Annotated in this window: 21 protein-coding genes, 1 pseudogene and 1 riboswitch; of the genes and pseudogenes, 14 read left to right on the forward strand and 8 right to left on the reverse strand. The window is 74.3% G+C overall.

The window, feature by feature from the left end; translation table 11 throughout:
* Positions 1-12: 12 nt before the first annotated feature.
* Positions 13-189, forward strand: a pseudogene (locus tag ACF08W_RS02305) (IS5/IS1182 family transposase); the annotation flags it as partial.
* A gap of 273 nt (positions 190-462) precedes the next feature.
* Here the strand turns inward: ACF08W_RS02305 and ACF08W_RS02310 are convergent.
* On the reverse strand, positions 463-1,017 hold the full coding sequence (locus ACF08W_RS02310) for a hypothetical protein (protein WP_392278101.1): 555 nt from the start codon (positions 1,015-1,017) through the stop codon (positions 463-465).
* 244 nt (positions 1,018-1,261) lie between these two features.
* On the opposite strand from ACF08W_RS02310, the gene ACF08W_RS02315 reads away from it, so the two are divergent.
* The gene (locus ACF08W_RS02315; protein ID WP_392278102.1) at positions 1,262-2,386 is read left to right on the forward strand and encodes an XRE family transcriptional regulator; all 1,125 of its coding nucleotides are present in this window, start codon (positions 1,262-1,264) and stop codon (positions 2,384-2,386) included.
* Positions 2,387-2,746: 360 nt separating this feature from the next.
* On the opposite strand, the gene ACF08W_RS02320 is transcribed toward ACF08W_RS02315, so the two are convergent.
* The 4 genes from ACF08W_RS02320 to ACF08W_RS02335 form a co-directional block, all read right to left on the reverse strand.
* Positions 2,747-3,040: a DUF1330 domain-containing protein gene (locus tag ACF08W_RS02320; protein WP_385209577.1), complete on the reverse strand. Its 294-nt coding sequence runs from the start codon at positions 3,038-3,040 to the stop codon at positions 2,747-2,749.
* A gap of 352 nt (positions 3,041-3,392) precedes the next feature.
* The gene (locus tag ACF08W_RS02325) at positions 3,393-4,673 is read right to left on the reverse strand and encodes an MDR family MFS transporter (RefSeq protein ID WP_392278103.1); all 1,281 of its coding nucleotides are present in this window, start codon (positions 4,671-4,673) and stop codon (positions 3,393-3,395) included.
* Positions 4,670-5,794: a PLP-dependent cysteine synthase family protein gene (locus ACF08W_RS02330; RefSeq protein WP_392278104.1), complete on the reverse strand. Its 1,125-nt coding sequence runs from the start codon at positions 5,792-5,794 to the stop codon at positions 4,670-4,672. Before ACF08W_RS02330 ends, ACF08W_RS02325 begins: the two co-directional genes overlap by 4 nt.
* A 191-nt stretch (positions 5,795-5,985) precedes the next feature.
* A complete protein-coding gene (locus tag ACF08W_RS02335; RefSeq protein ID WP_385215886.1) occupies positions 5,986-6,414 on the reverse strand; it encodes a hypothetical protein in 429 nt (142 codons plus the stop codon).
* 311 nt (positions 6,415-6,725) lie between these two features.
* Between ACF08W_RS02335 and ACF08W_RS02340 the strand changes: the two genes are divergently transcribed.
* On the forward strand, positions 6,726-7,103 hold the full coding sequence (locus ACF08W_RS02340; RefSeq protein ID WP_352276486.1) for an SAV_915 family protein: 378 nt from the start codon (positions 6,726-6,728) through the stop codon (positions 7,101-7,103).
* Between the two features lie 19 nt (positions 7,104-7,122).
* Positions 7,123-8,472 carry a diaminopimelate decarboxylase gene (lysA, locus tag ACF08W_RS02345; RefSeq protein ID WP_392278105.1) on the forward strand — a complete coding sequence of 450 codons (1,350 nt, stop codon included), beginning with the start codon at positions 7,123-7,125 and terminating at the stop codon, positions 8,470-8,472.
* Between the two features lie 197 nt (positions 8,473-8,669).
* Here lysA and ACF08W_RS02350 read toward each other — a convergent pair whose 3' ends face one another.
* Entirely contained in the window at positions 8,670-12,902 is a 4,233-nt protein-coding gene (locus tag ACF08W_RS02350) for a S8 family serine peptidase (protein ID WP_392278106.1), read from the reverse strand.
* A gap of 91 nt (positions 12,903-12,993) precedes the next feature.
* Here ACF08W_RS02350 and ACF08W_RS02355 point away from each other — a divergent pair, with 91 nt between their 5' ends.
* Positions 12,994-13,956 (forward strand): helix-turn-helix domain-containing protein, encoded by a 963-nt coding sequence (locus ACF08W_RS02355; protein ID WP_392278107.1) that lies wholly within the window; start codon positions 12,994-12,996, stop codon positions 13,954-13,956.
* A 166-nt stretch (positions 13,957-14,122) separates the two neighbouring features.
* Here the strand turns inward: ACF08W_RS02355 and cynS are convergent, their stop codons facing one another.
* Both cynS and ACF08W_RS02365 read right to left on the reverse strand, forming a co-directional pair.
* The gene (cynS, locus tag ACF08W_RS02360) at positions 14,123-14,593 is read right to left on the reverse strand and encodes a cyanase (protein ID WP_352276492.1); all 471 of its coding nucleotides are present in this window, start codon (positions 14,591-14,593) and stop codon (positions 14,123-14,125) included.
* A gap of 62 nt (positions 14,594-14,655) precedes the next feature.
* On the reverse strand, positions 14,656-15,255 hold the full coding sequence (locus ACF08W_RS02365; RefSeq protein ID WP_352276494.1) for a carbonic anhydrase: 600 nt from the start codon (positions 15,253-15,255) through the stop codon (positions 14,656-14,658).
* Between the two features lie 123 nt (positions 15,256-15,378).
* On the opposite strand from ACF08W_RS02365, the gene cynR reads away from it, so the two are divergent.
* The 9 genes from cynR (at position 15,379) to ACF08W_RS02410 (ending at position 24,180) form a co-directional block, all read left to right on the forward strand.
* The gene (gene cynR / locus ACF08W_RS02370) at positions 15,379-16,326 is read left to right on the forward strand and encodes a transcriptional regulator CynR (protein ID WP_392278108.1); all 948 of its coding nucleotides are present in this window, start codon (positions 15,379-15,381) and stop codon (positions 16,324-16,326) included.
* 16 nt (positions 16,327-16,342) lie between these two features.
* The gene (locus ACF08W_RS02375; RefSeq protein WP_352276498.1) at positions 16,343-16,987 is read left to right on the forward strand and encodes a GntR family transcriptional regulator; all 645 of its coding nucleotides are present in this window, start codon (positions 16,343-16,345) and stop codon (positions 16,985-16,987) included.
* Between the two features lie 223 nt (positions 16,988-17,210).
* A riboswitch (cobalamin riboswitch) is annotated at positions 17,211-17,356 on the forward strand.
* A gap of 101 nt (positions 17,357-17,457) precedes the next feature.
* Positions 17,458-18,567, forward strand: a complete 1,110-nt coding sequence (locus ACF08W_RS02380; protein ID WP_392278109.1) for a FecCD family ABC transporter permease — start codon at positions 17,458-17,460, stop codon at positions 18,565-18,567.
* The gene (locus ACF08W_RS02385; protein ID WP_385215868.1) at positions 18,567-19,352 is read left to right on the forward strand and encodes an ABC transporter ATP-binding protein; all 786 of its coding nucleotides are present in this window, start codon (positions 18,567-18,569) and stop codon (positions 19,350-19,352) included. Before ACF08W_RS02380 ends, ACF08W_RS02385 begins: the two co-directional genes overlap by 1 nt.
* Before the next feature lie 15 nt (positions 19,353-19,367).
* Positions 19,368-20,390 carry an ABC transporter substrate-binding protein gene (locus ACF08W_RS02390; protein WP_392278110.1) on the forward strand — a complete coding sequence of 341 codons (1,023 nt, stop codon included), beginning with the start codon at positions 19,368-19,370 and terminating at the stop codon, positions 20,388-20,390.
* A complete protein-coding gene (cbiE, locus tag ACF08W_RS02395; RefSeq protein ID WP_392278111.1) occupies positions 20,383-21,642 on the forward strand; it encodes a precorrin-6y C5,15-methyltransferase (decarboxylating) subunit CbiE in 1,260 nt (419 codons plus the stop codon). Before ACF08W_RS02390 ends, cbiE begins: the two co-directional genes overlap by 8 nt.
* On the forward strand, positions 21,639-22,388 hold the full coding sequence (gene cobM / locus ACF08W_RS02400) for a precorrin-4 C(11)-methyltransferase (RefSeq protein ID WP_352276507.1): 750 nt from the start codon (positions 21,639-21,641) through the stop codon (positions 22,386-22,388). The genes cbiE and cobM overlap by 4 nt, the downstream gene beginning before the upstream one ends.
* Positions 22,389-22,466: 78 nt before the next feature.
* Complete coding sequence (locus tag ACF08W_RS02405) at positions 22,467-23,171, forward strand: HEAT repeat domain-containing protein (RefSeq protein ID WP_392278330.1); 705 nt, start codon at positions 22,467-22,469, stop codon at positions 23,169-23,171.
* 4 nt (positions 23,172-23,175) lie between these two features.
* The gene (locus tag ACF08W_RS02410) at positions 23,176-24,180 is read left to right on the forward strand and encodes a MerR family transcriptional regulator (RefSeq protein WP_392278112.1); all 1,005 of its coding nucleotides are present in this window, start codon (positions 23,176-23,178) and stop codon (positions 24,178-24,180) included.
* Positions 24,181-24,187: the final 7 nt, after the last annotated feature.

The following is a 24,187-nucleotide window of genomic DNA, read 5'->3' on the forward strand; positions in this document are numbered from 1 at the left end:
ACAGGAGCCCGGTTGGTTCCCTGTCCTGCCGCACTCGACCTCCCGCACGGGTTGGTCGAGTGGGTCACGATGCTCCCGCCGCACCAGCGCGAGCCCGTCGCTCCGGTGTACCTGCGCCGCCATGACGGTCTCGCGAGGATCGCGGCCAGCTTCGGGACATCCGTCGGCACCGGGCACGCTTACCTGAGCTGGGCGCGACTCCGCTCAGGCTGCGGGGACGGGTGCGTTGAGCTGGGCTTTTACTCTCGGGGCAGGCGTTGGGAGGCATCGAGCGGTGTGTGCGTCGCCGCCACACCCATGCGCACCCCTGCACGACCACCGGCGGCTCGGTGTAATCGGCCCAAGTAGCGGGCAGCAGCGAGGTGTCCTGCACCGGTGCGGGCCCTGTTGGCATGGCATCTGCCCTGGAGACCTCTGGGCCGGCCACCGGCCGCTCCCAGCCCCCGACATCATCCTGCGGCCTCACGGTGGAGTCTCCATCACCCCGCGAGCACGCCGGGCGAACTTCTCCCGGCTCACTTCCACCGCGTCTACTGCGTCTTCGAGGCCGGTGCGGTACCCGCCGTCCGACAACTCCCCTTCGTGTGTCCCGTGGAGCACACCTTCGAGGTACGTCCGCAGGGACCGCACGTCCGACCATACGTTCACGGCTTCCGCGGCCACGGCTTCCGGCCCCATCAGATCGAGCCGCGCCTGTGCCTTGTAGAGCGCGTCCACCGCGGTACCGAGCTCCTCGACGGCTGTGCGCAACACATCGGTCGGAGGCGGGGTGTCCCGGACGGACGCCCGTGCGCCGTCCTGGTGCGCGATCCGGTGCAGCACGCTGTCGACCGGCTCCGCCGCCTCCATGAAGGCGAGGTACGCCTGGAGGCGTTCACTCCGTAGCGCCCGGCCATGCTCGACCACCCCCTGGTCGGGCGCCTGCCGCCGCGCGGCCCTGTACGCCAGCCACGAGGTGAACAGAGCGCCGACAACGCCTACTCCGGCTCCTGCCAGGGCAGCCCATCCTTCATCCATGGAGTCCATCCTTCTGTGGTACGCCGCCGCGCGAGACCTTTTCCCCGGATCCGCGTGCCTCCTAGACTCGGAGAAGCTGACCAGGCGTCACACACAGACGATCACAGGCCATGGCTTGGAGGGCGGACGGGTGGCCGCAGCATCACAGCCCCCATCGGGAGATCCGGCGGAGGATCCGGCAGAGCGGTTCGCCTTCGAGTTACGGGCCCTCCGCAACTCGGCGGGCGGCCCGACGTACCGGCAGATGGCCGCGCGTACGGGCCAGTCGCCCAGTGCCCTGTCCAACGCCGCGAAGGGCAGACAACTGCCGCCCCTGGACGTCGCCTTGTCCTATGCCGAAGCCTGCCACGGCGACCGCACGGAATGGGAACGACGGTGGCGGGCGGCGAAGGCCGAGCAAGACACGGCGCCAGCACCGGCACCGGGACGACGGTGGCCGATCGTCGTCGGCGTGGGTACCGCGACGCTCGCGTTGGTGGCCGCGGCGGCGGTTCTCGCGAGTCGGCTGGCGCACGAGCCGCCACCGTCGGGCGGCCCCGACCACTCTCCCCGCTTCTTCGCCGACGATGACGCCTTCAATCAGCGGCACCCGCGTCCCCACCTGTCGTCCGACTCCGCGCAGATGGCCGCTGACCTGCTCGCTCTGGGCCGGGTGGAGTTGTACACCGGCAAGGCCGCGCCTCCGATCCACCGAGCCACCGCGAGCACCCCGACCTACGAAGTCACCCCGCGCAAGCACATCGGGCCGTGGGGACCCAACCCCTTCGAAGGCGTCGGCGTTCCCTGGGACGCGTCGTGGAAGGCGCCGTCACCGGATCGCCAATGGACGGTGGTGCTCACACCGGACGGCCGGTCGGTGGAGTGCTGGCGGACCGAGGTGCGGGACGGCAGGCCGAGCTGCGAATGGGGAGCCGTGTCCGACACCCGCGGTTCATCGGTCTCCCTCAAGGGCCAGGCCACCGGCAGCGGCCTGTCCCGCCTCGCCGGAGTGATCACCCGCGCGGACTGGAAGGCCGGCCGCATCGATCACGCCCTGAGCTTCGGCACCCCGGACAACAACGGTCGGTATGTCTTTCCGGCGGTCGGCAGCGACGGCCAGGAGCAAGGCCGCTGGCGCGAGGGGCAGTTCATCTGGCTGGACCGCGCGTACAACATCGACGCCGACACCTCGCTCAGGCCGTACGAGCGGATGGTGGCGAAGTCGCTGCAGGAGTACGGCGCGTTCAACGTCAAGAACGCCGGGAGGTTCAGCTTCACGTCCGAGTACGGATCGAAGCCGCCGGGCACCAACGGCGACGGCTACGCGTCCCTCACGCACATCAAGTTCGCGCAGTATCTGCGCGTCGGGACGATCGCGCCCGCGTCGTAGGAGGCTGTCGTGCTCGGCGTCGTTCAGCGGGGCGGTCGGCTCGGCCACGCCAGGCACGGGTCGGGGCTGCGCTCGTTAGTTGGAGCTTCCGCGTGTGTACGCCGACACGCGGCCCGTGCGACAAGTCTCGCAGTCGGGCAGCAAGGGCGCTCATCGCTCCCCGGGTCCGGGCCGGGCCGGGCCCCGGTTGTGCTGTGCGGTGTGGGCTGTACACGCCCATGCCGACGAGGAACGGCGCCTCCTGGCAGGCTCCTCGTCAGCACGCCGGACCTGAACCGTTCGTGATGTCGGGCCCGATGCCCGAGCCGACGCGCCCGCTGAAGGCCGCCGAGCGTCAGCGAGGATCCGGATGACCTTCGGTCAGTCCAGGCCCTCGACGATGCGGAAGTCGCGCTCGACACCGTCGGCGAGGACGGCCAGCGCCTCCTGGTAGGCCGCGCTCTCGTGCGCCGCGACGGCCTGCTCGAAGCTGTCGAACTCGATCAGGATGGTGCGCTCGGCGATTCCGGCGTCGTGCGCCACGACCCGACCGTCACGGACGAAGGTCCGGCCGCCCGCGGCCTTGACGGCCGCAGCGGCCAACTTGTTGTAAGCGGCCAGCTTCTCGGGGTCCGAAATGGTGCGGTAGGCGCTGACCCAGTAGCCCTTGGGCATGGAACCTCCAGTGTGAGGATGAGTGCGGTCTGACGTACGGGTTGGTCGTGGACGAGCGTCGGCGGACGGGAGTGAGGCTTGTCAGCGTACTGATCGCCATGGTGCTGATGCCGATCGGTGCCGCGGTCCGGTCCAGGGTGGCAAACCAGCTGGCAAACCAGGGCGGCGGCGGACGGCAGGCCTATGTCGCGGGGTGGACGTCGCGCGCGGCCCTGGTGGCCAGGCCGTAGAGGGCTGCCCCGACGGCAGCGCATCCGTCGATGCCCGATGACCGATGCCCGGTGCCCGTCCCTGCCCTCTGCAACGGGACCGGCCACCGCCCGCATCCCCGACCCGGGCGGCCGCGCCCGCTTCAGGCCGCGGTCGGTGCTCCGGCCGGGGGGACGGCGGAGGTGAGGCGCAGGTGGCCGGTGCGGTGCAGGCCCGTCAGCGCGCCCGCGCATGCCGCGCCGAGCGCGGCCCAGGGCAGCCAGGGAGTCTGGACCCGGGCGGCCAGGTCGAAGAGGGCGCCCACCCCCAGGTTCCCGACGGCGACGGAGATCCCGGCCACCGTGCTGTACGCACCGTAGTAGGTGGCCACCAGACGCTCCCCGGAGAGCCGTACCAGGGTGTCCATCTCGAACGGGTACAGCAGCGAGGACCCCGTGGCCAGCAGCGCGGCGCACACCACCAGACCCACGAGCCCCAGCGCGGCGCCCACGCGGCCCGCGCCCCGGTCCGGGCCGGGCAGCAGCGGGAGGAAGGCCGCGCCCATGGCGACCAGGCCGAGCGCGATGGCCCGCGCCGGGTCCAGGCGCTTCCTGGCCCAGTCGGTCAGCCGGAGCTGGCCGGCGACCGCGACCAGGGCGGAAACGGCGAAGACGACCCCCATCGCGGCACCGTTCCCGTCACCCAGCACGGCCCGGGCCCGGAGCGGCAGGGCGAGATAGGTCTGGAAGGCCAGCAGATACGAACCGGCCATCGCGGCGGAGAACAGGAGGAACGGCCGGTTGCCCAGGACCGTCCGCCAGTCGGTGGCGACGCCCCGCCAGCCGCCCGCGCGTTCCGGGTCCGGCACCGGACGCCGTCCGGGCAGGCGGCGCGCCTGGACGACGGCCAGCACCCCGAACACCGTCGCGGAGGCGGCGCACACCACCCGGAAGTCGAGCGTGAGCAGGGCGAGTCCGGCGAGCGGGCCGAGCAGGATGCCCGCCTGGTAGAAGACGTTGAAGGTGGCGAACGCCTCCACCCGGCGCTCCCCGGCACCCTCGGCGATGCAGGCGCGGACCGCGGGGTTGAACAGGGCGCCGGCCAGCCCCGTCGCGGCGGAGGCGACGACCAGCGAGGGCAGGTTCCCGGCGAGGGCCAGCAGGGCGAACGCCCCGGTCCGCAGGGCACAGCCCGCAAGGATCATGGGCTTGTAGCCGATCCGGTCGGCCAGGGTCCCGCCGAGCCAGAACATCCCCTGCTGGGAGAGGTTGCGTACGCCCAGGACGAGGCCGACCGCCCAGGCCGCCAGCCCCAGGCCGTGCGCGAGATGGTCGGCGAGATAGGGCATCAGCATGTAGAAGCCGAGGTTGATGCCGAACTGATTGATCATCAGAAGCTGGACGCCAGGATCGAAGGAGCGCACCCGCGCGCGCAGCCCCCTCACCGCGCACCCGCCGCGACGACGGGGGCGACTGCGATGCCGGCGGTGCCGGCCGCCGGGCCGGTGACCGTACGGCAGCGGGTCCAGGACGTCACCGTACGCTCACCCGGATCGGTGATCTCGTCCGGTTCCTCCGGCGGCGGAGCGGAGAGATGCGCGAGGCCCTGCCCCTGGCACCAGGCGTCGTCGTAGACGGTGTCGAGATAGCGGTGCGGGCCGTCGGGGAAGACCGCCGCGATCCGCGTACCGGCCGGACGGGTGCGGGCGGCCCAGCCCGCGACCAGCGCGACCGCGCCGACGCTCCAGCCGCCCGAGGCGTAGTGGTGGCGGGCCAGCGACCGGCAGGAGCGGACCGCCTCGGCCGGGGCCACCCAGTGCACCTCGGAGAAGGCGGAGTGGGCGACATTGCCCGGGTGGATGCTGGAGCCCAGGCCCCGCATCAGACGCGGCCCGGCCGGCTGCCCGAAGATCGTCGAGCTCACGGAGTCCACGCCGATCAGCTCCAGGCCGGGGAACGTGGGCCGCAGCGCGGCCGAGATCCCCGCGGAGTGCCCGCCGGTCCCGACGGAGGCGACCAGCACGTCGATCCGGCCCAGCTGCGCGACGAGTTCGGCGGCCAGCGGCGCGTACGCCGCCACGTTGTCCGGGTTGTTGTACTGGTCGGGGCACCATGCCCCGGGCAGGGCGGCCAGCAGTTCCGCCACCCGTTCCCGCCGGGCCTGCTGCCAGCCGCCGGACGGATGCGGGGTGTCGACGGTCTCGATCCGGGCGCCGTGGGCGGTCAGGGCCCGCCTGATGCCCGGTTCCAGGCCGGGATCGGTGACGACGGTGACCGGATGGCCCAGGACGATCCCAGCCAGTGCCAGCCCCAGTCCCAGGGTGCCGCTGGAGGACTCCACGACCGGGGCGCCGGGCGCCAGTTCGCCGCGCTCGCGGGCCCGGGCCACCATGTGGAGGCCGGGTCGGTCCTTGATGCCGCCGGGGTTGGCGCCTTCGAGCTTGGCCCAGAAACCGCGGCCGGCATCGGCGAAGGGCTCGCCGATCCACAGCACCGGGGTGCGGCCCACCAGCTCGGAGGGCCCCCGGGCGGAGGTCGGGGCAGGTGCGTACGAGGACATGTTCATGCGGGTGTCACGGCTCCTCGCCCCGGGCCGGAAGCGGCCGTCGGGGCATCGGGGAATGGGGGACCGGGTCACTACGGCCCGCGACCGGCCCGGGAGGCGCCGGGGGCGGTCGGGCGGCGGCGCCGGGGTATGCCCGGCGGATCCGGACCGGGGCGCCCCGGTCCGGATCCGCCGAACACAACCCGGCCCTGTCAGGTCCGCGCCACGCAGAGTGCCGTGAGAACGCATCGCCCACCGGCCGGCCGACGTACCGAAGCCCGGTCCGCTCCGCACCCCATGAGCGCGGCGGCGGCCGGACAGGGCCGGACCTGCGCCGTCAACGCCCCGCCCGGCACCGGCGCGGACGGGGTGTCGGTGCGGAGCCAGTCCGCCGCGTGATCCGACTCCGGGCAGCACGAGCCGGAATCGGAGGACGACGCCGTCACCGGGCCGGTCCCGGGCGGGGCGGGGGCAGCCGGAGCGGTGACGCGCACCTCCATCGGGACGTGGTGGGCGCCGAGTTCCGAGGCATGGCTGTGCACACAGCCGAGCAGATGGAAGGCGATCCAGACCAGCGCGAGGAGCACACCGCTGCCGCGCACCCGGCGATGCGCCGGAGGGAGGGGCGCGGCAGCGATCACTCACTCAACGTACTCAATCGCATGCGTGAAGTCACATTCAGTGCTTCCGTGCGTGGTCACCCAACTCGGCCGCCGCCCGCACGGGCCCGGCCGGTGACCGGTCGTCAAACGGACGTCAAGAGGGGCGCGTACGAGGTCAAGGGGGCGCTAACGGGTGGGTCCGGACGGGCGGGAGCGGGCCTAGGGTGTGTCGTCGGATGCCCGGCCGCCCCGTCGGGCGGCGACGGCGGTCCGGCGACGCACCCCGGCGTCGTACCGTGCCCCGGCCATCGGCGGTCCGGGGCGAACCGCCCGTTCCCACAAGGAGTGCCATGAACGACCACCCGTGCGCAGAGGACCCCGACCCGCTTCGGGCCGGCCGGACCGGAACGCTGTTCGTCCCGGTCCGGCCGGGACCGGCGGGCTGCTGCGCCCGCCTCTTCCGCACGCCGCTCGGGGAGCGGACCGCCGTCGCCTTCACCGGTGAACGGCAACTGGTCCGGGCCCTCGGCGTCCGGCAGCACTGGATCCGGCTGTCCGAACCGGCGGTCCGCGCCCTGGTCGCGCCGCTCGGCGTCACCGGACTCGTCGTCGATCCGCTGCTCGTCGTACCGGGCCCCGCCGCCGTGCCCCGGCGGCCCGCGTGCCGGACGGTGCGGGAACCGCGCACCGCCAGGACGCCGTCGCTGTCCGCCACATCCGCCTCCTGACCGGCCGAGGGAGACCACCATGACCACCGCAGCTCCCGAGGGCCCGGACACGGCCGCGCCGCCCGCCGCCCCCGCCGGTCTGTCCGTCTGGCCCGCCTCGGCACGCCACCTTCCCGGCGGGGACGTCGCGCTGGGCGGCGTCCCGCTCACCGAGGCGGCCGAACGGTTCGGCACCCCGCTCTACCTCCTCGACGAGCACGAGGTGCGCGAGCGCTGCCGCACCTACCTGCGCTCCTTCCCGGACACCGACGTCCTCTACGCGGCCAAGGCGTTCCTCTGCCGCGCCCTGCTGCACTGGGTGCGCGAGGAGGGGCTCGGCCTCGACGTCTGCTCCGCGGGCGAGCTGGAGTACGCAGTCACCGCGGGCTTCCCGCCCGGACGGATCGTGCTGCACGGCAACGCCAAGAGCCCGCAGGACCTGGAGGCCGCGCTGCGCCTGGGCGTCGGCCGGATCGTCATCGACAGCACCTGGGAGATCGCCCGGATCGCCGCGCTCGTACCGGCGGGCACCCGCCAGAAGGTACTGGTCCGGGTGGTCCCCGGCGTCAGCGCGGGCGGTCACGCGGCGATCCGCACCGGCACGGACGACCAGAAGTTCGGGCTGTCGGTCACCGACGGCGGCGCGGAGCGCGCCGTCGCCCGGATCCTCGACCAGCCCGGACTCGAACTCGTCGGGCTGCACTGCCACATCGGCTCGCAGATCACCACGCCCGAGCCCTACACCGCCGCCCTGCGCACGGTCGTCGCGCTGCTCGCCCGGATCCGCGACCGGCACGGCACCGCCCTGCCGGAGCTGGACCTCGGCGGCGGGCACGGGGTCGCCCACCGGCCGGGGGAGACCGCGCTCGACCTCCCCGCCCTCGGCGCCCTCCTCCGCGGGGAACTGGCCGAGAGCTGCGCCGGGGCCGGCCTCCCCGTGCCCCGCCTCGCCGTCGAGCCGGGCCGGGCGCTGGTCGGGCCCGCGGGCGTGGCGCTCTACCGGGTCCTCGCGGTGAAGCGGACCGGTACCCGGGTCTTCGTGGCAGTGGACGGCGGGATGAGCGACAACCCCCGGCCCGCGCTCTACGGGGCGCGGTACGCACCCCGGCTCGTCGGGCGGCGGAGCACGGCGGAGCCCCGCACGGCGACCGTCGTCGGACGCCACTGCGAGGCGGGCGACGTACTCGCCGCCGACGTGGACCTGCCCGGTGACGTCCGCCCCGGGGACCTGATCGCCGTACCGGTCGCGGGTGCCTACCACCTCTCCATGGCGTCCGGTTACAACCTGGTGGGCCGCCCGCCGGTGGCCGCCGTGGCGGACGGCCGCGCCCGGCTGCTGGTCCGCCGGGAGTCCCTCGCCGACCTCGTCGGCCGCGACGTCGGGCCGTGAGCCGCCCGCCCCGCCCCGTCAGCCGTGCGTCTCCGTGCCGGTCGTCCGGCCATCGCCGCCCCCGCCCGGTCGGCCAGGGTGACCGCCACCAGACGGGCCTGGAGCGGGGCGGGCTCGGTGCCGGGCTCCGGCGTCAGCGCCCGCGGGGGTGCCCGGACGGTGCGGTCCCGTCCCGGCGCCCCCGCGGGGCCGGTGGATCAGCGACGCAGCGCGAGGCGGTGGACGCCGCCGTCGACGGTGCCGACGAAGAGCGTGGAGCCGTCGGGGGTGGCGGCCAGCTTCGTGGTGTCGGTGTTCTGCAGACCGGACGAGATGTTCTGCCAGCTGCGGCCGCCGTCGGTGCTGCGCAGCACGCCGCGCCCGCCCTGCGGGAGGCCGCTGGCCCGGGAGGCGGTGGTGGCCGCGTACCAGGTGCCCTTCACCCGGAGCAGGTCGGAGACGTGGACCGCGAGCGGGCCCGTCCCCGAGGTGCGGAAGGTGCGGCCGCCGTCCGTGCTGACCCGGACGTCCTCGCCGCCGACGACCAGGCGCCGCCCGTCCAGTCCGATCGCCGTCACCGGGCCGTCCGCCACCCTGGTGACGGTCACCCCGCCGTCGTCCGACCGGTACAGACCGTCGCGGCTGCCGAGCCACAGGCGCCGCGGATCGGCCGGGTCGCCCACGAGGGTGGTGAAGGAACGGCCGTGGTACAGGTTCTTCCACGTGGCCCCGGCGTCACCGGTGGCGAACAACCCCTTGCCGAGCAGGCTCTGGAAGCCGACCAGCACCCGGTCCGGGTCGGCGGGGTGGACCAGCAGGGACGTCGGGACCTCGGAGGAGGTGCCCCGCCGGTGCCAGGTGGCACCGGCGTCACCGCTGCGTTCGACGTCGAACGTCCCCGACGCGGTGCGCCGGACCCGCCAGACCACCTTCGGGTCCTTCGCCGACACGGCGAGCTGCGGGACGGCGACCCCTCTCCTTCCCTCGCCGCCCGACCGGCCCCACTCCGGGCCCTGGACGGGAAGCGCGGTGCGGTAGACCGAGCTGTCGGTGGCGGCGAGCAGATGGCCGTCGCTGACCGCGAGGTCGTTGACGGTCAGTCCCTGGACGCCGATCCGCCGGAGCCCGGTGCCGTGGGCGGAGCCCTGGTAGAGGCCGTCCTGCTCGCTGGCGACGGTCACGGACCCGTCGGCCCACCGGTCGTAGTCCAGCGGCAGCGCCGCCGGGGTCGGCTGGGGCACCTCGGTCCAGGTCCTCCCGCCGTCGCGGCTGAGCCGGCCGGTGCCGAGCGTCGTGGTCAGGTACAGGTCACCGCCCGAGGCCAGCAGAGTGACGCCGCGCTCTACCAGGGGCAACAGGGTGGCCCACGTCTTCCCGGCGTCGTGGGAGCCGACCACGCCCCGGCCTGGGACGTACGCCGCCACGACCGAGGCGTCGGCGGCCATCGAGCCGACGGTCGCGCCGTCCGGGTCGAGGATCCGGCGCGCCTCGCCGGGCTCGCCCGCGCCGATGCCCGACCGGGACCAGATGCCGTGCAACGTCGACAGGTAGAGGGTGTCCCCGGTGAGGACGGCGGTCCTGACCTGGCCGGGTACACCAGTCGGGTACGTCGTCCAGTGGTCGCCCGCGTCCGTGCTGACCAGAAGCGCGTCCGAGGTGACCGCGACCAGGGTGCGGGTCCGCTCGTCGGCGGTGAGCGCCACGAACCGGGTGTCGGGGACGTCGAGCGTGCGCCAGGTGCGTCCGTTGTCGTCGGTGCGCAGGACGGTGCCCTGCCTGCTGCCGTCGTGGACGCTGTTCACCGCGTACCACCAGCGGTCGGCGTTCTTCGCGTCGACCACGAGCGGTCCGGTGCCCTCCGGGACGGGGAGGCGGCCCAGACGGCGCCAGGAGGCACCGCGGTCGGTGGTGAGCCAGGGGGCCGCCTGCTGGTACTGGGTGAGGACGGCCTGCTGCGGCCGGTCCGGCGAGAGCGCGACCCAGCCCGCCTCGCTGTTGGGCCCGGCGGGCTGCCAGCGGCCCGCGCGGCTGTCGACCGGGGTCACCTCGAAGAAACCGGTTCCGGTGAGCAGCCGGCCGCCGTGGGCGGTGCCGCGGACCGAGACCCGGTAGACGCCGGGGTCGGCGCCGGCGGCCGGGGCCCGGTAGTAGCCGGTCCGGGTGTCGAGGGTGGCGGGCACCTCGACGGACCGGCCTCGGGGCGGGGTGACGGTGACGGTCGGCGGGGCGACGAGCGGGGTCGGCGGGGCGATGTGCACGGTGGTGCGGCCGTCGCTGGGGTCGGGGGCCGCCTGGACGGCGAGGTGCCGCACCACCAGCAGGTACGGCACCCCGATCGAGGGGCCGCGGTCGGGGGTCGCCGTGAGCCGGCCGGCGATCTCGGTGTCGGTCCCGGGCCGGGCGGTGCGCAGCGAGAGCGTGACGGTCGCCGTGCGTCCGGCCGGTACCGTGATCCGCTTCGGCGAGACGGTGGCCGGGCCGTCGGTGCTCAGGGCGGCCGACAGGGCGCGGTCGCCGGTGTTGCGCAGTGTCACCTTCGTGGTGCCGCCGACCCGGTTGCCCGACAGGTCGGCGAGGCCGAACGACACCGACGGGGGAGAGGCGGCGAGGGCGGTGGCGGCGGCCGCGGCCACGTCGAGCCGGCCCGCGCCGTGCGTGGTGGGCCCGCTGCCGGTCAACGGCTGCGCGGTGCCCATGAGTTCGGCCTTGATCCCGGCGGGCGTCCGGCCGGGGTGCAGCTGGCGCAGCAGGGCGGCGGCCCCGGCGACGTGCGGGGCCGCCATCGACGTACCGGACATGCGGTACCGGCCGGGCCCGTACAGGGAGGAGGGGATGGTGGAGCGGATCTCCACGCCCGGTGCGACCAGGTCGGGCTTGAGGCCGAAGGACGGGGTGGGGCCGCGTGAGGAGAACGAGGCGATCTTGTCGGTCGTGTCGGTGCCGCGCAGGGTCACCGACACCTTTCCGGCGGCGAGCCGGGCGCTCAGCTCGGTGTACTGGGTCGGGTCGATGCCCATGACCACCAGGTGGTCCATGCGCAGCGAGTCGCCGGAGGCGTCGATCCGCGCGGACGACGAAGGCACCTGGACGATGCCCGGTCCGGGGTCCGCCACCGGCGGACGGGCCGCTCCCGGCTCCCCGGCCAGGAACACCGGGCCGTCGGAGGTGGGCAGCCCGCCGAGCACGGCGAGCGCGCCGCGCCTCTCGGCCTCCTGGGCCCACTCCAGCGCGTCGGCCCTCACGTCCCGGGTCTCGGAGGCGATGAGCATCTCGACGCGGACGATCTTCCCGCGGACGTCACCGGCCCGCTCCCAGTCCTCCGCGGTGCCCCTGCCGAGGTCGACGAGCGGTGCCGTGACCGGCCGTTCGGGCGGGTTCGCGGACAGGATGCCCCGGTAGGTCTGGATCAACTCGGGCTCCTTGCCCGCCAGATAGGCGCTCGGCAGCCGCAGACCGCTGGTCGAGGCGCCCACCGAGAGCACCCCCTCGGCGATGCCGGGGGTGCTGACCGTGCCGGTGCCCGGTCCCTCGTTGCCCGCCGCGGCCACCACGACCACACCGGCGGCCACGGCGGCGGTCGCCGCGCGGCCCAGCGGGTCGGTGCCGTCGCCGGGGCCGCCGAGGCTCATGTTGATCACGTCGGCGCGGTGCGGATTGGCCGGGTCGGCGGCCGCCTCGATCCCGGCGATGATGTCCGAGGTGTAGCCGGAGCCGTCGGCGCCCATCACCTTGTACGCCAGCAGGTTCGCGCCGGGCGCCATGCCGGTGACGCCTTCCTTGCCGGCGGCCCGGCCCGCGACGATGCCCGCGACATGGGTGCCGTGGCCGTTGTCGTCCATCGGGTCGTCGTCGCCGTTGGCGAAGTCGTACCCGCCGACGACCTTGTGCCCCTTGCCGATACCGCCGCCCAGGTCGGGGTGGGTGTAGTCCACGCCGCTGTCCAGGATCGCCACGGTGGTCCCGGTGCCGGTGACCCGGGCCCCGGCGCGGTCCTCGCGCCGCCAGACCTCGGGGGCGCCGGTGAGCGGCACGCTCGCGTCGGTCTTCGTCAGCATCCGGGTGTCGGGGTGGACGGCGGCGACCCCCGGCAGCGAGGAGAGCCGGCCCACCTCGGAGGCGGGCACCGTCATCGCCACGGCGTCGACGAGCAGGCCGAGTTTACGGGTGGCCGAGGGGTGCAGCCCGGCATCCCGGGCCGAGCCGAGGAACGTCTCCTGCCGTGCGGCGAGGGCGCGGCGCGCGGCGCCGACGTCGCGGGCAGCCCCGGCGGCGAGCAGCGAACCGCCGGGCGCGGCGGTCACGGCGGGGCTGCCGGAGAGTTCGACGAGCACCCGGCGCGGCGGGTCGGGGGTGGTGGACGCGTCGGCGGCGCCCGGCGTCGCCGCCAGGACACCGGCGAGCACGACGACGGCGAGTGCCGCGTGACGTGGTCTTCGTGACTTGATTGCCATGCGTAAAGGTCCTACTGGTCGCGGCACTTGTCGCACAACGGATCCCCGTGGCCCATTGCTGCAGGTGGCACAACTGGGCCACGATCCCCCCATGAATCCCGAGTCTTCACAGCTCACCGCCGCGGGCATCGATCCGTTCGACGAGAGCGTCTACCGTCATGTGCTCGCCCGGCGGACCGCCGCGCCCGCCGAACTCGCCGCAGACCTCGGATGTTCGGCCGAGCGCGTCGCCCGAGCGTTGGACCGGCTCCGCGACCACGGGCTCGTCGGCCGGCTCGCCGGTGCCCGCCGCCGGTACGCGGCGATCGAGCCGGAGGCCGCCGTCGAGGCGCTGGTGCGGGCCAGGAGCAAGGAGCTGGAGAAGGTCCGGTCGGCGGCGGGGGAGCTGTCCCGGCTGTTCGCCGCGGCGTGCGCCGGGGCGGGCGGCGAGGACGAGGTGGAGATCACCACCGGGAGCGAGGCCCTCGGCCGCTGGTTCGTCCGCCTCCAGCAGGAGGCCCGCGAGGACGTGATGACCCTGGACCGGCCGCCGTACGCCCTGACCACCTCCAATCCGGTGGAGGCGACGGCGCTGGGCCGGGGCGTCCGCTACCGCGCGGTCTACGCCCCCGAGGCGCTGGAGTGGCCCGGCGTCCTCGACGACATCCGCGAGCTGGTCCGCCACGGGGAGCAGGCCAGGGTCCTGCCCGGCCTCGGGATCAAGCTCGCCATCGCCGACCGGAAGCTCGCGCTGATGCCGCTCTCCCTCGACCTCCACGACGTACGCGCCGCGGTGATCCGTCCGTCCACCCTGCTCGACGCGCTCACCCACTACTGGGAGCTGTGCTGGAAGCAGGCGCTGCCACTGGAGGCCCCCGCCGAGGACCCGCTCGGCGAGGAGGACCGGCTCGTCCTCATCCTGCTGGTCAGCGGGCTCAAGGACGAGGCGATAGCCCGCCAGCTCGGCTGGTCGGTACGGACCATGCGCCGCCGGATCAGCCGGCTGCACGAACTGCTCGGTGCCGCCAACCGCTTCCAGGCCGGGGTGATCGCCGCCCGCCGGGGACTGCTCTGAGACCGGGGCCAGCGGTGCGGGGAGCGACGGAGTGTTCCGTATCCCATTTGCGCGGCGATCCAGGCCCTGAGCGGAATGCGGGAACACGGCGGGCCGGAGTCCGCCGTGGGGGGCGTCTTCCGGCCCGCCGTGTCGTGTTGCGTACGGCGGTGGGGGGAGGGGCGGGTCAGAAGGGCTTGGTGGGGAGGTACTTGCCGTCCAGGGTGATGACGGCGCGCTCGCCGCCCTCGGGGTCGGCGACCTTCTTCACGTCGAGCTTGAAGTTGATGGCGCTGATGATGCCGTCGCCGAACTGCTCGTGGACCAGGGCCTTCAGGGTGGTCCCGTAGACCTGGAGCATCTCGTAGAAGCGGTAGATGGTCGGGTCGGTGGGGATGCCGCCGGGGATCGATCCGCGGGTCGGGATGGTCTGGAGCAGCAGCACCGCGTCCTCGTCGAGGCCGAGCAGCTCGGCGACGGCGCGGGCGGCGTCCTCCGGCAGGGCGTGCTGGCCGAGGACCGCGGCGGTGACGAAGGCGACCGACAGCCCGGCGGCGTCGGCGATCTGCTCCCAGGTGAGGTCCTTGCGGGTCTTGGCCTCGACGGCGGCGATGGCGAGGGTCTGGCGGGCGGTGGGGTCGAACTGCGCGTGCGGCACGAGGGTTCCTTTCGGGGGCCGGTCCCGGGCGGGGCCGGTGGTTCGGTTGGGGGTGTGGGTGGTCAGGCGGCGGCCAGGGCGGTCCCGGCCGGCTCGACGGTGCCCGTGGCGATGTCGAACACCCAGCCGTGCAGGGTGACCGAGCCCTCGGCCAGGGCGCGGGCCACGGAGGGGTGGGTGCTCAGGTTCTGCAGCTGCGCGGCCACGTTGGCGCGCACCAGGGCGTCGACCCGCTCCGGGCCGGTCACGGCCGGACCGGCGGCGGTACGGGCCAGGGCGGCGTCCGCGTGGTGCAGCCAGTCGGCCACGACCGGGGCGGAACCGAGGTCGTGCCCCTCCGCCAGGGCGGTCATCGCCCCGCAGGCGGAGTGGCCGCAGACGACGATGTCGGTCACGCCGAGCACGGCGACGGCGTACTCGACGCTCGCCGCGATGCCGTCGCGGCCCGACCCGTACGCCGGGACGAGATTGCCCGCCGTACGGATCACGAACAGCTCACCCGGATCACTCTGGGTGATCAGCTCCGGGACCACCCGGGCGTCGGAGCAGCCGATGAACAGCGTCTTCGGGCGGTGGGTCGTGGCCAGATGGGCGAAGAGCCCCGCCTTCTCGGGGAAGACGTCGCGGCGGAATCGTGCGACGCCGTCCGTGAGGTCCTGCATCGGTCACTCCTTTCGATGGGGGCCGCCCCGAGGGGCTGACGAGAACCACCATGCATGACCTGGGCCTATAGAGTCCAAGACTTGATATCCATGATCCTTATAGGTCGGTTCTATAATGCGTTCATGGGTCCGGAACTACGTCACCTCCGCTATCTGATCGCGGTCGCCGAGCACGGCAACTTCACGCGCGCCGCCGAGGAGCTGCGCATCTCGCAGCCCACGTTGTCGCAGCAGATCAAGCAGTTGGAACGGGTCGTCGGCGCCCGGCTGCTCGACCGGAGCGGCCGGGGGGTCCGTACCACCGACGCGGGCGCCGCCTACGTGCACTACGCGCGGCGCGCGCTGCGGGAGCTGGCCGCCGCCGAGCGCGCCGTCCTCGACGTCGCCGATCTCGCCCGGGGGCACCTGCGGCTGGCGCTCACCCCGACCTTCACCGCCTATCTCGTCGGCCCGCTCGTGGCGGCGCTGCACGCGCACCATCCCGGCATCACCCTGGACCTCCGGGAGATGCCCCAGGACCGCATGGAGGCGGGCCTGCTGGCCGACGAACTCGACCTCGGCATCGCCTTCGAGGGAACCCACCTCCAGGGCATCGCATCGACCGCGCTGTTCACCGAACCCCTCGGCCTGGTCACCGGTGCGCACCGGGCCGGGGACGAGCGTCCCCTGCCGGTACGGGAACTCGCCGGTCAGCAACTCGCCCTGCTCAGAGGCGACTTCGTCACACGCGTCCACGTCGACGACTACTTCGCCCGGCACCGGATCGCCCCCCCGATCGCCGTGGAGGCCAACACCATCCAGGCCCTCACCGAGATCGTCCGGCGCATCGGCCCCCTCGCCACCGTGCTGCCCCTGGCGGTCACGGACGACGACCCGCACCTCGGTCACGTCCCCGTCGACCCCCCGCTGCCCACCCGGGTCGCGACCCTGCTGCGCCGGGAGAGCGGCTACGAGAGCGCCGCCGCCCGCGCCTTCACCCGGCTCGTCCACGATCTGGTCCGTACCCGCGGCTACGCCCCGCCCGGTGGGCCCGCACCGGGGAACGGCCTGCCCGGAGCGGGCACCGGGTGATGAGAGAATCGGGCACATGACAGGGTCTGGGGACTTCGAGCCCGAGTCGGAACGGGTCACGCGCCAGCTGCGTGACGAGATCATCGACGGTGTGCGCGAGCCGGGCAGCAAACTCGTCGAGCGCGAACTCGCCGCGGAGCTCGGGGTGAGCAGACTGCCCGTCCGCGAGGCCCTGAAGGCGCTGGTCACCGAGGGCCTGGTCACCCCCAGGCCCCGGACCTGGGCCGTCGTACGGGAATTCACCCCGGCGGACGTGGACGACCTCGACGAGGTGCGCGCGGCGCTGGAGGCCCTGACCTTCCGGCTGGCCGCCCAGCGGCGCACCCGCGCGGGGCTCGAAAAGCTCCGCGCGGACCTGGACGCCGAGCTGGGCGCGGCGGCCAGGGGCGACGCCGTGGCCGCCCGCCGGGCCGCCGCCGACTTCCACGAGACGGTCACCGCCCTGGCCGACAACGAGCTGCTGAACGAGCTCCAGGCCACCCTGCGCAGCAGGATGCGCTGGCTGCTGGGGCAGCACGACGACCTGGAGGGCGTCGCGCGGGAGCACGAGGACCTCTACGCGGCGATCGCCGACCGGGACGCCGAGACCGTGGTGGAGCTGGCCGGCCGGCACCTGATCTCGGGCCGCCGGGCCGCCGCAGCCCGTCGCGGCCGCTCCTGAGGGCGGGTCAGCCGCCCAGCAGCCGGGCGAATCCGTGGACGGCGCCCGGACGGTACGGGCCCGCCCCCCCCATGCTCGGCGCGCGTTCGGGCCCGGCGGTAGCCGGACCGGTCGGTGATGCGCGGCCGTCGGGACGACCTCCGTGTCGGCCGTTCGGGGGATGCGCCCACGGCTCCGCCGGCCGCACCGGAGGAACAGGGCGGCCCCGCCCGGACCAGGACGGGGTGGAAACCCGCCAAACCGTTCGCGTTAAGCTGCATCTGCCCCACGGGGGAAGTCCGGTCGAAGTCCGGCGCTGACCCGCAACGGTAGACGGTGCCCGAAAGGGCCCCGTGAGCCCGATCACCCGTGGCGGTGAAGGCTCCTGTCAATTCGCCGTGGACTGCGATGGGTGCTGCACCGGGCGCGCCGCGTCCGGGCCGCTCCGTTGATGACGTAGATGCACGGCCCGAGGCGAAAGCGAACCGCCCGTGGCCACCCCCCTCGACCGACGGCCCGCTGTGCCGTCCCGCGCGGCCCGCGCCGCCTCCGGCCCCGCTCCACCACGCCGGATGTCACCCGCGCTCCTCGTGCCCGTCCTCGTCGTGGCGCTGCTGCTCTCGCTGGTCTGCGGGGCGGGCATCGGGGCGTCCGGGCTCTCCTGGGGCGAGGTGCTGCGCCACCTGTGGGCCGGGCTGACCGGCGGCCGAATAGCGCCCGACGAGGTCGCGGCGTACACCATCGTCTGGGAGCTGCGCTTCCCGCGCGCCGTACTGGCCGCCGTCGTCGGCGCCGGGCTCTCCGCCATCGGCATCGCCGTGCAGGCCATGGTCCGCAACGCGCTCGCCGACCCGTTCGTCCTCGGTATCTCCTCGGGCGCGGCCGTCGGCGCCAACGCCGTCCTCATCTTCGGGGCCTTCGGCGCCCTGGGCATCTGGGCGCTGTCCACGGCGTCGTTCCTCGCCGCGCTCCTCGCCATGGTGCTGGTGTACGCCATCGCCCGCACCGCGCGCGGCCTCACCCCGCTGCGGCTCGTCCTCACCGGTACCGCGATGTACTACGGCTTCTCCGCCGTCACCACCTTCATGGTCTTCGCGGCCGAACACGGCGAGGCCGCCCGCTCCGCCATGATGTGGATGCTCGGCAGCCTCGGCGGCGCCAACTGGGCCTCGGTGCCGATCGCCGCCGGAGCCGTGCTCTGCGGCATCGCCCATCTCGCCTGGTCCGCCCGCCGGCTGAACGCCCTCGCCATGGGCGACGAGACGGCGGCCGCCCTGGGCGTCGACGCCGGGCGGCTGCGCAAGGAACTCTTCGTGGTCTGCGCGGCCGTCACCGGAGCGGTGGTCGCGGTGAGCGGCGCGATCGGCTTCGTCGGACTGATGGTGCCGCACGGCGTACGGATGCTCGTCGGCGCGGACCACCGGCGGCTGCTCGCCGTCGCCCCCCTGGTCGGCGCCGTCCTGATGATCTGGGTGGACATCCTCTCCCGGGTGGTCCTCGCCCCCGCCGAACTGCCGGTGGGCGTACTGACCGCGGCCATCGGCGTGCCGTGCTTCGTGCTGCTGATGCGCCGCCGCACCTACACCTTCGGAGGCGCCTGATGCGGATCGACATCGAATCCCTGACCGTCGAGATCGCCGGCGCGCGGCTGGTGGCCGACGCCACGCTCGGCGCGGGCGCGGGACAGCTCGTCGGCCTGGTCGGCCCCAACGGCAGCGGCAAGTCGACCCTGCTGCGCTGCGTCTACCGGGCGCTGCGCCCCTCCGCGGGCACCGTACGGCTCGACGGCGAGGACCTGTACGCGCTGAGCCCGCGCGAGAGCGCCCGCCGGCTGGCCGCGCTTCCCCAGGAGGCCGTCTCCGAGTTCGACTTCACGGTGGCCGAGGTGGTGGCCATGGGACGCACCCCGCACCAGTCGTCGATGGGCCGGGCCACCGAGGCGGACCGCACGGCCTGCGCCGAGGCGCTGGCCGGGGTCGGTGCCGCCCACCTCGCCGACCGGGGCTTCCTCACCCTCTCCGGCGGCGAGAAGCAACGGGTCCTGATCGCCCGCGCCCTGGCCCAGCGGCCCCGGCTCCTGGTGCTCGACGAACCGACCAACCACCTCGACATCGCCCAGCAACTGGACGTCCTGGCCCTGGTCCGCGACAGCGGCCCCACCGTCCTCACCTCCCTGCACGACCTCAACCTCGCGGCCCTCCACTGCGACCTGCTCCACGTCATCTCCGGGGGCCGGATCGTCGCGTCCGGAGCCCCCCACGACGTGCTCACCCCCGAGCTGCTGGCCGACGTCTTCGGCGTACGCGCCCACCGCGTCGCCCATCCGGAGACCGGCGCCGTGCAACTGATCTTCGACCGGCTCCTTCCCGCCCGAACCGACTCCTGAGGACGCCTCACCGCCATGCCCCGCCCCGCACGCCCCGCCGCGTACGCCCTCGCCGTCGCCCTGGTCCTCACCGGGTGCGGCGCCCAACTGCCCACCTCCCAGGAGGAGAAGAGCGGTAGCGACGCGTCGGGCCACTACCCGGTGACCGTCGAGAACTGCGGCGAGAAGAAGACCTACGACAAGGCCCCCCGACGCGTCGTCACCAACGACGTCGGCATCACCGAGATCATGTTCGCGCTCGGCCTGGCGGACCACATGGCCGGCTACGTGATGCCCGACGACAAGGGCGACCTCACCTCCGTACCCTGGAAGGACGGGTACGGGAAGACCGCATGGCTCTCGAAGAAGACCATCAACAAGGAGCTCGTCCTCGACGCCCGCGCCGATCTCGTCTTCGCGGGATGGAACTACGGATTCAGCGAGGAGGGCGGCTTCACCCCCGCCGAACTCCGGCGCGTGGGCGTCGACTCGTACCTGCTCAGCGAGTCCTGCCGCAACGGCCGGGGCGACGCGCGCGGGGTGATGGCCCCGCTCGACGCGCTCTACACCGACCTGCGCAACCTGGGCAGGATCTTCGACGTCGAGGACCGCGCCGAAGCCCTCGTCACCGGCTTCCGCGAGCAGGTGGCCCGGGCACGCGACACGGCGCCCAAGGGCTCCGACCGCCCCCGGGTCTTCCTCTACGACGACGGCCGGGACAAACCGCTGACCGCCGGGGTCTTCGCCGGCCCGCACGACATCATCACCAAGGCCGGCGGCGACCACGTCATGAAGGACCTGAAGGACACCTGGGTGACGGTCGGCTGGGAGACCGTCGTCGCCCGCGACCCCGAGGTCATCGTGATCAACGACTACGGGGACCGGAGCGCCGAGCAGAAGAAGGCGTTCCTGAAGTCCTACCCGCCGCTGGCCAACGTCTCCGCGATCAAGAACGACCGCATCCACGTCCTCGACTACGTCGACCTCGTGGAGAGCCCCCGCAACCCCGCCGCCGTCGCCTCCCTCGCCACCTACCTGAAGGAGGTGTCCCATGGCTGACCGGCCGGACCCGGTGACCGTCGTCGGCATCGGCGCCGACGGCTGGGCGGGACTGACCGACGCGGCGCGCACCGCACTGACCGGCGCCGAGGTCCTTATTGGCGCCGGACGCCAGCTGGACCTCCTCCCCCCGTCCTGCCCCGGCCGGCGGATCGCCTGGCCCTCGCCGCTGCGCCCCGCCGTCCCCGGACTCCTCGCCGAGCACGCCGGGAGCCGGATCGCCGTCCTGGCCAGCGGCGACCCCATGTTCTACGGGATCGGCCGGGCCCTCACCGAGGTGCTCGGCGCCGACCGGCTGCGCGTCCTGCCCCACCCCTCGTCCGTCTCCTACGCCTGCGCCCGGATCGGCTGGCCGGTCGAGGACACCGAGACCGTCACCCTGGTCGGCCGCCCCACCGCCCGGCTCGCCGCCCACCTGCACGAGGGCCGCCGCGTCCTGGTCCTCGGCGCGGACGCCGACGCCCCCGCCGCCGTGGCCCGGCTCCTGCGCGAACAGGGCTTCGGCCCCAGCCGGCTCCGGGTGCTCGAACAGCTCGGCGGGCCCGCCGAGAACTGCCTGGAGGGCACCGCCGACGACTGGCCGCACCCCCCGTCCGACCCGCTGAACATCGTGGCCGTCGACTGCCGCCGCGCCCCCGGAGCCCTGCGCCTGGGCGCCGTACCGGGCCTGCCCGACGACGCGTACGAGCACGACGGACAGCTCACCAAACGGCACGTCCGGGCCGCGACCCTCGGCGTCCTCGCCCCCGCCCCCGGCGAACTCCTCTGGGACATCGGCGGCGGCTCCGGATCGATCGCGGTCGAATGGATGCGCAGCCACCCGTCCTGCCGCGCGATCACCGTCGAACGCGACCCGGAACGCGCCGCGCGCATCACCCGCAACGCCGACCGCCTCGGCGTGCCCGCCCTCCGCGTGGTCACCGGCCGCGCCCCCGGCGCACTGGCCGAACTGCCCGTGCCCGACGCCGTGTTCATCGGCGGCGGGCTCACCGGGCCCGGTCTGCTCGACACCTGCTGGGAGGCGCTGCGGCCCGGCGGGCGGCTCGTCGCCAACACCGTCACCCTGGAGTCCGAGGCCCTGCTCGCCGAGGCGCACCGCCGCCACGGCGGCGAACTGGTCCGGCTCGCCGTCGCCCACGCCGTACCGGTCGGCGGCTTCACCGGCTGGCGCCAGGCCATGCCGGTCACCCAGTGGTCCGTGCGCAAACCCCCGACCGAACCCGCACCGCACTCAGGAGACACCCACAGATGACCGTCCACTTCATCGGCGCCGGCCCCGGCGCGGCCGACCTGATCACCGTGCGCGGCGCCCGCCTCCTCGCCTCCTGCGCCGTCTGCCTGTACGCGGGCAGCCTGGTGCCCCGGGAACTGCTCGACACCTGCCCGCCGGACGCCCGGCTGGTGGACACGGCGCAGCTCGACATCGACCAGATCACCGCCGAACTGCTCGCCGCCCACGAGGCCGGTCACGACGTGGCCCGGCTGCACTCCGGCGACCCCGCCGTGTTCAGCGCGGTCAACGAGCAGATGCGCAGGCTCGACGAGGCCGGGGTGCCCTACGACGTGGTGCCCGGCGTACCCGCGTTCGCCGCCGCCGCCGCGTCGCTCAAGCGGGAACTGACCGTGCCGACCGTCGGCCAGACCGTCATCCTCACCCGGATCGCCCACCGGGCGACCGCCATGCCGCCGGGCGAGGACCTGGACACCCTGGGCCGCAGCGGCGCCCTGATCGTGCTGCACCTCGCCGCCCGGTACGTGGACCGCGTCGTCGCGGAACTCCTGCCGCACTACGGCGCCGACTGCCCGGCCGCCGTCGTCGCGCTGGCCTCCCGCCCGGACGAGATCGTCCTGCGCGGCACCCTCGACGACATCGCCGGACAGGTGAAGGCGGCGGGCGTGATCCGTACCGCCGTCATCATGGTCGGCCGGACCCTGGGCGCCGAGCAGTTCCGCGACAGCCACCTCTACTCGCCCCACCGCGACCGCCACACGTGCTGACCCGCCCGGCCCGCCCCGCACCGGCTTGACCTTGACACGGTGACAAGCGGTTCACTGCGGGGCGAGGAGGTGGTCCCGATGAACCTGCCCACCGAGGACACGCACGCCCGGAACGCACCGGCCGAGCACACCGGGCACCCGCACGCCGTACGCGCGCTGCGGGCGCTCGCGCACACCGACCCGTCGGTCCGGCTCCGAGCGGCCCTGACGGTCGGCTCCGCCCCGGGCCCCGGCTCCGTCGGCGCGCTCGTCGAACGGTGCGCGATCGAGCCCGAGTTCCAGGTGCGCGAGATGCTGACCTGGGCGCTCACCCGGCACGCCCCGGCGGCGACGGTCCCGCTGCTGGTCGGCGAGGTCCGCTCGGGAGGGGCCCGGGCACGGGCCCAGGCCCTGCACACCCTGTCCAAGATCGGGGACCGGGCGGCCTGGCCGGTGATCACGCCGGAGCTGCTGGCCGATCCCGACGACGAGGTGGCCCGCAGCGCCTGGCGGGCGGCGGTCGTGCTGGTGCCCGAGGGTGCGGAGCCCGGGCTGGCCGTAGGGTTGGCCGGACAGCTCGGGCGCGGCCCGCACGAGACCCGGCTGAGCCTCAGCCGCGCGCTGATCGCGCTCGGGGACGCGGCCCTGCCGGCCCTGGCCGCCGCCGGATCCGGCCCCGACCCCCGGGCGCGCGCGCACGTGCTCGCCACGGAACGGCTCCGGCGCGACCCGGACGCCGGGTCCGCGATCGAGGCGGCGAAACGCGTCGTGGCCCTCGGCACCGACGCCGGTGAGGAGCGGTGAAACGGTGCTGATCGGCGAGGTGGCGCGGCGGTCCGGGGTGAGCACCCGCATGCTCCGGCACTACGAGTCGCTCGGGCTGGTCCGGCCCGACGGCCGCAACGACTCCGGCTACCGCGAGTACTCCGACGAGAACATCCGGCGGATCTTCCACATCGAGAGCCTGCGGTCCCTGGGGCTCTCGCTGCGCGAGGTGGCACGGGCGCTCGACGACCCAGGATTCGCGCCCGCCGCACTCGTCGACGACCTGGTCCGCCGCACGCGGGAACGCATCGCCGCCGAGACCGAACTGCTCGAACGGCTCCGGCGGATCGGCGCCGCCGGACCCGCCGACTGGACCGGTGTCCTGCGGACCGTGGCGCTCCTGCGCGAACTGGGCTCCGCCAGCCCCGCGGACCGGCAGCGCGCCGCCCTCACCGCCGCCGACGACCGCCCCGTACCGGTGGAGGCCCTGGTCGAGGCGGTCCTGGCCGAATCCGACCCGCACGTGGCCGGGGCCCTGCGCTGGGCCCTGGCCCGCTCGGGCGAGGACGGCCAGGCCCTGCTCGCCGAGGCCCTGCGCGCCCCCTCCGCCCCGGTACGGGAACGCGCCGCGCGGGCCCTGGCCGCCCTGCCGCACGCCACCGCGGCCGCACCGCTGCGCGCCGCCCTCGCCGACCCGGCCCCCGAGGTCCGGGCCCCCGCGGCCCTGGCACTCGCCGCCCGGGGCGCCGCCGACGCGGTCCCCGAACTCCTCGCCATGGTCGTCGAAGGCCGGGGCGACACCGATGCCGCCGACGCGCTCGCCGCCCTCGCCCAGGACCCGGCCGCGGCCGACCGGATCGCCACCGGACTGGTCGGCCGGCTCGCCCGGAACGGCACCGCACCGCCCGAGCGGCTGCGGCTCGCCCAGGCGCTCGCCGACATCCCGGGCGCGAAGGCCGAGCAAGCCCTCGCCGCCCTGGCGCAGGACCGGGACCGGGCCGTCGCGCTGACCGCCGCCCACGTACTGCGCCTGCGGGACGGAGCCTGAAGGCACC

It is taken from the genome of Streptomyces sp. NPDC015144, from assembly GCF_043079735.1.
Classification (GTDB): domain Bacteria; phylum Actinomycetota; class Actinomycetes; order Streptomycetales; family Streptomycetaceae; genus Streptomyces.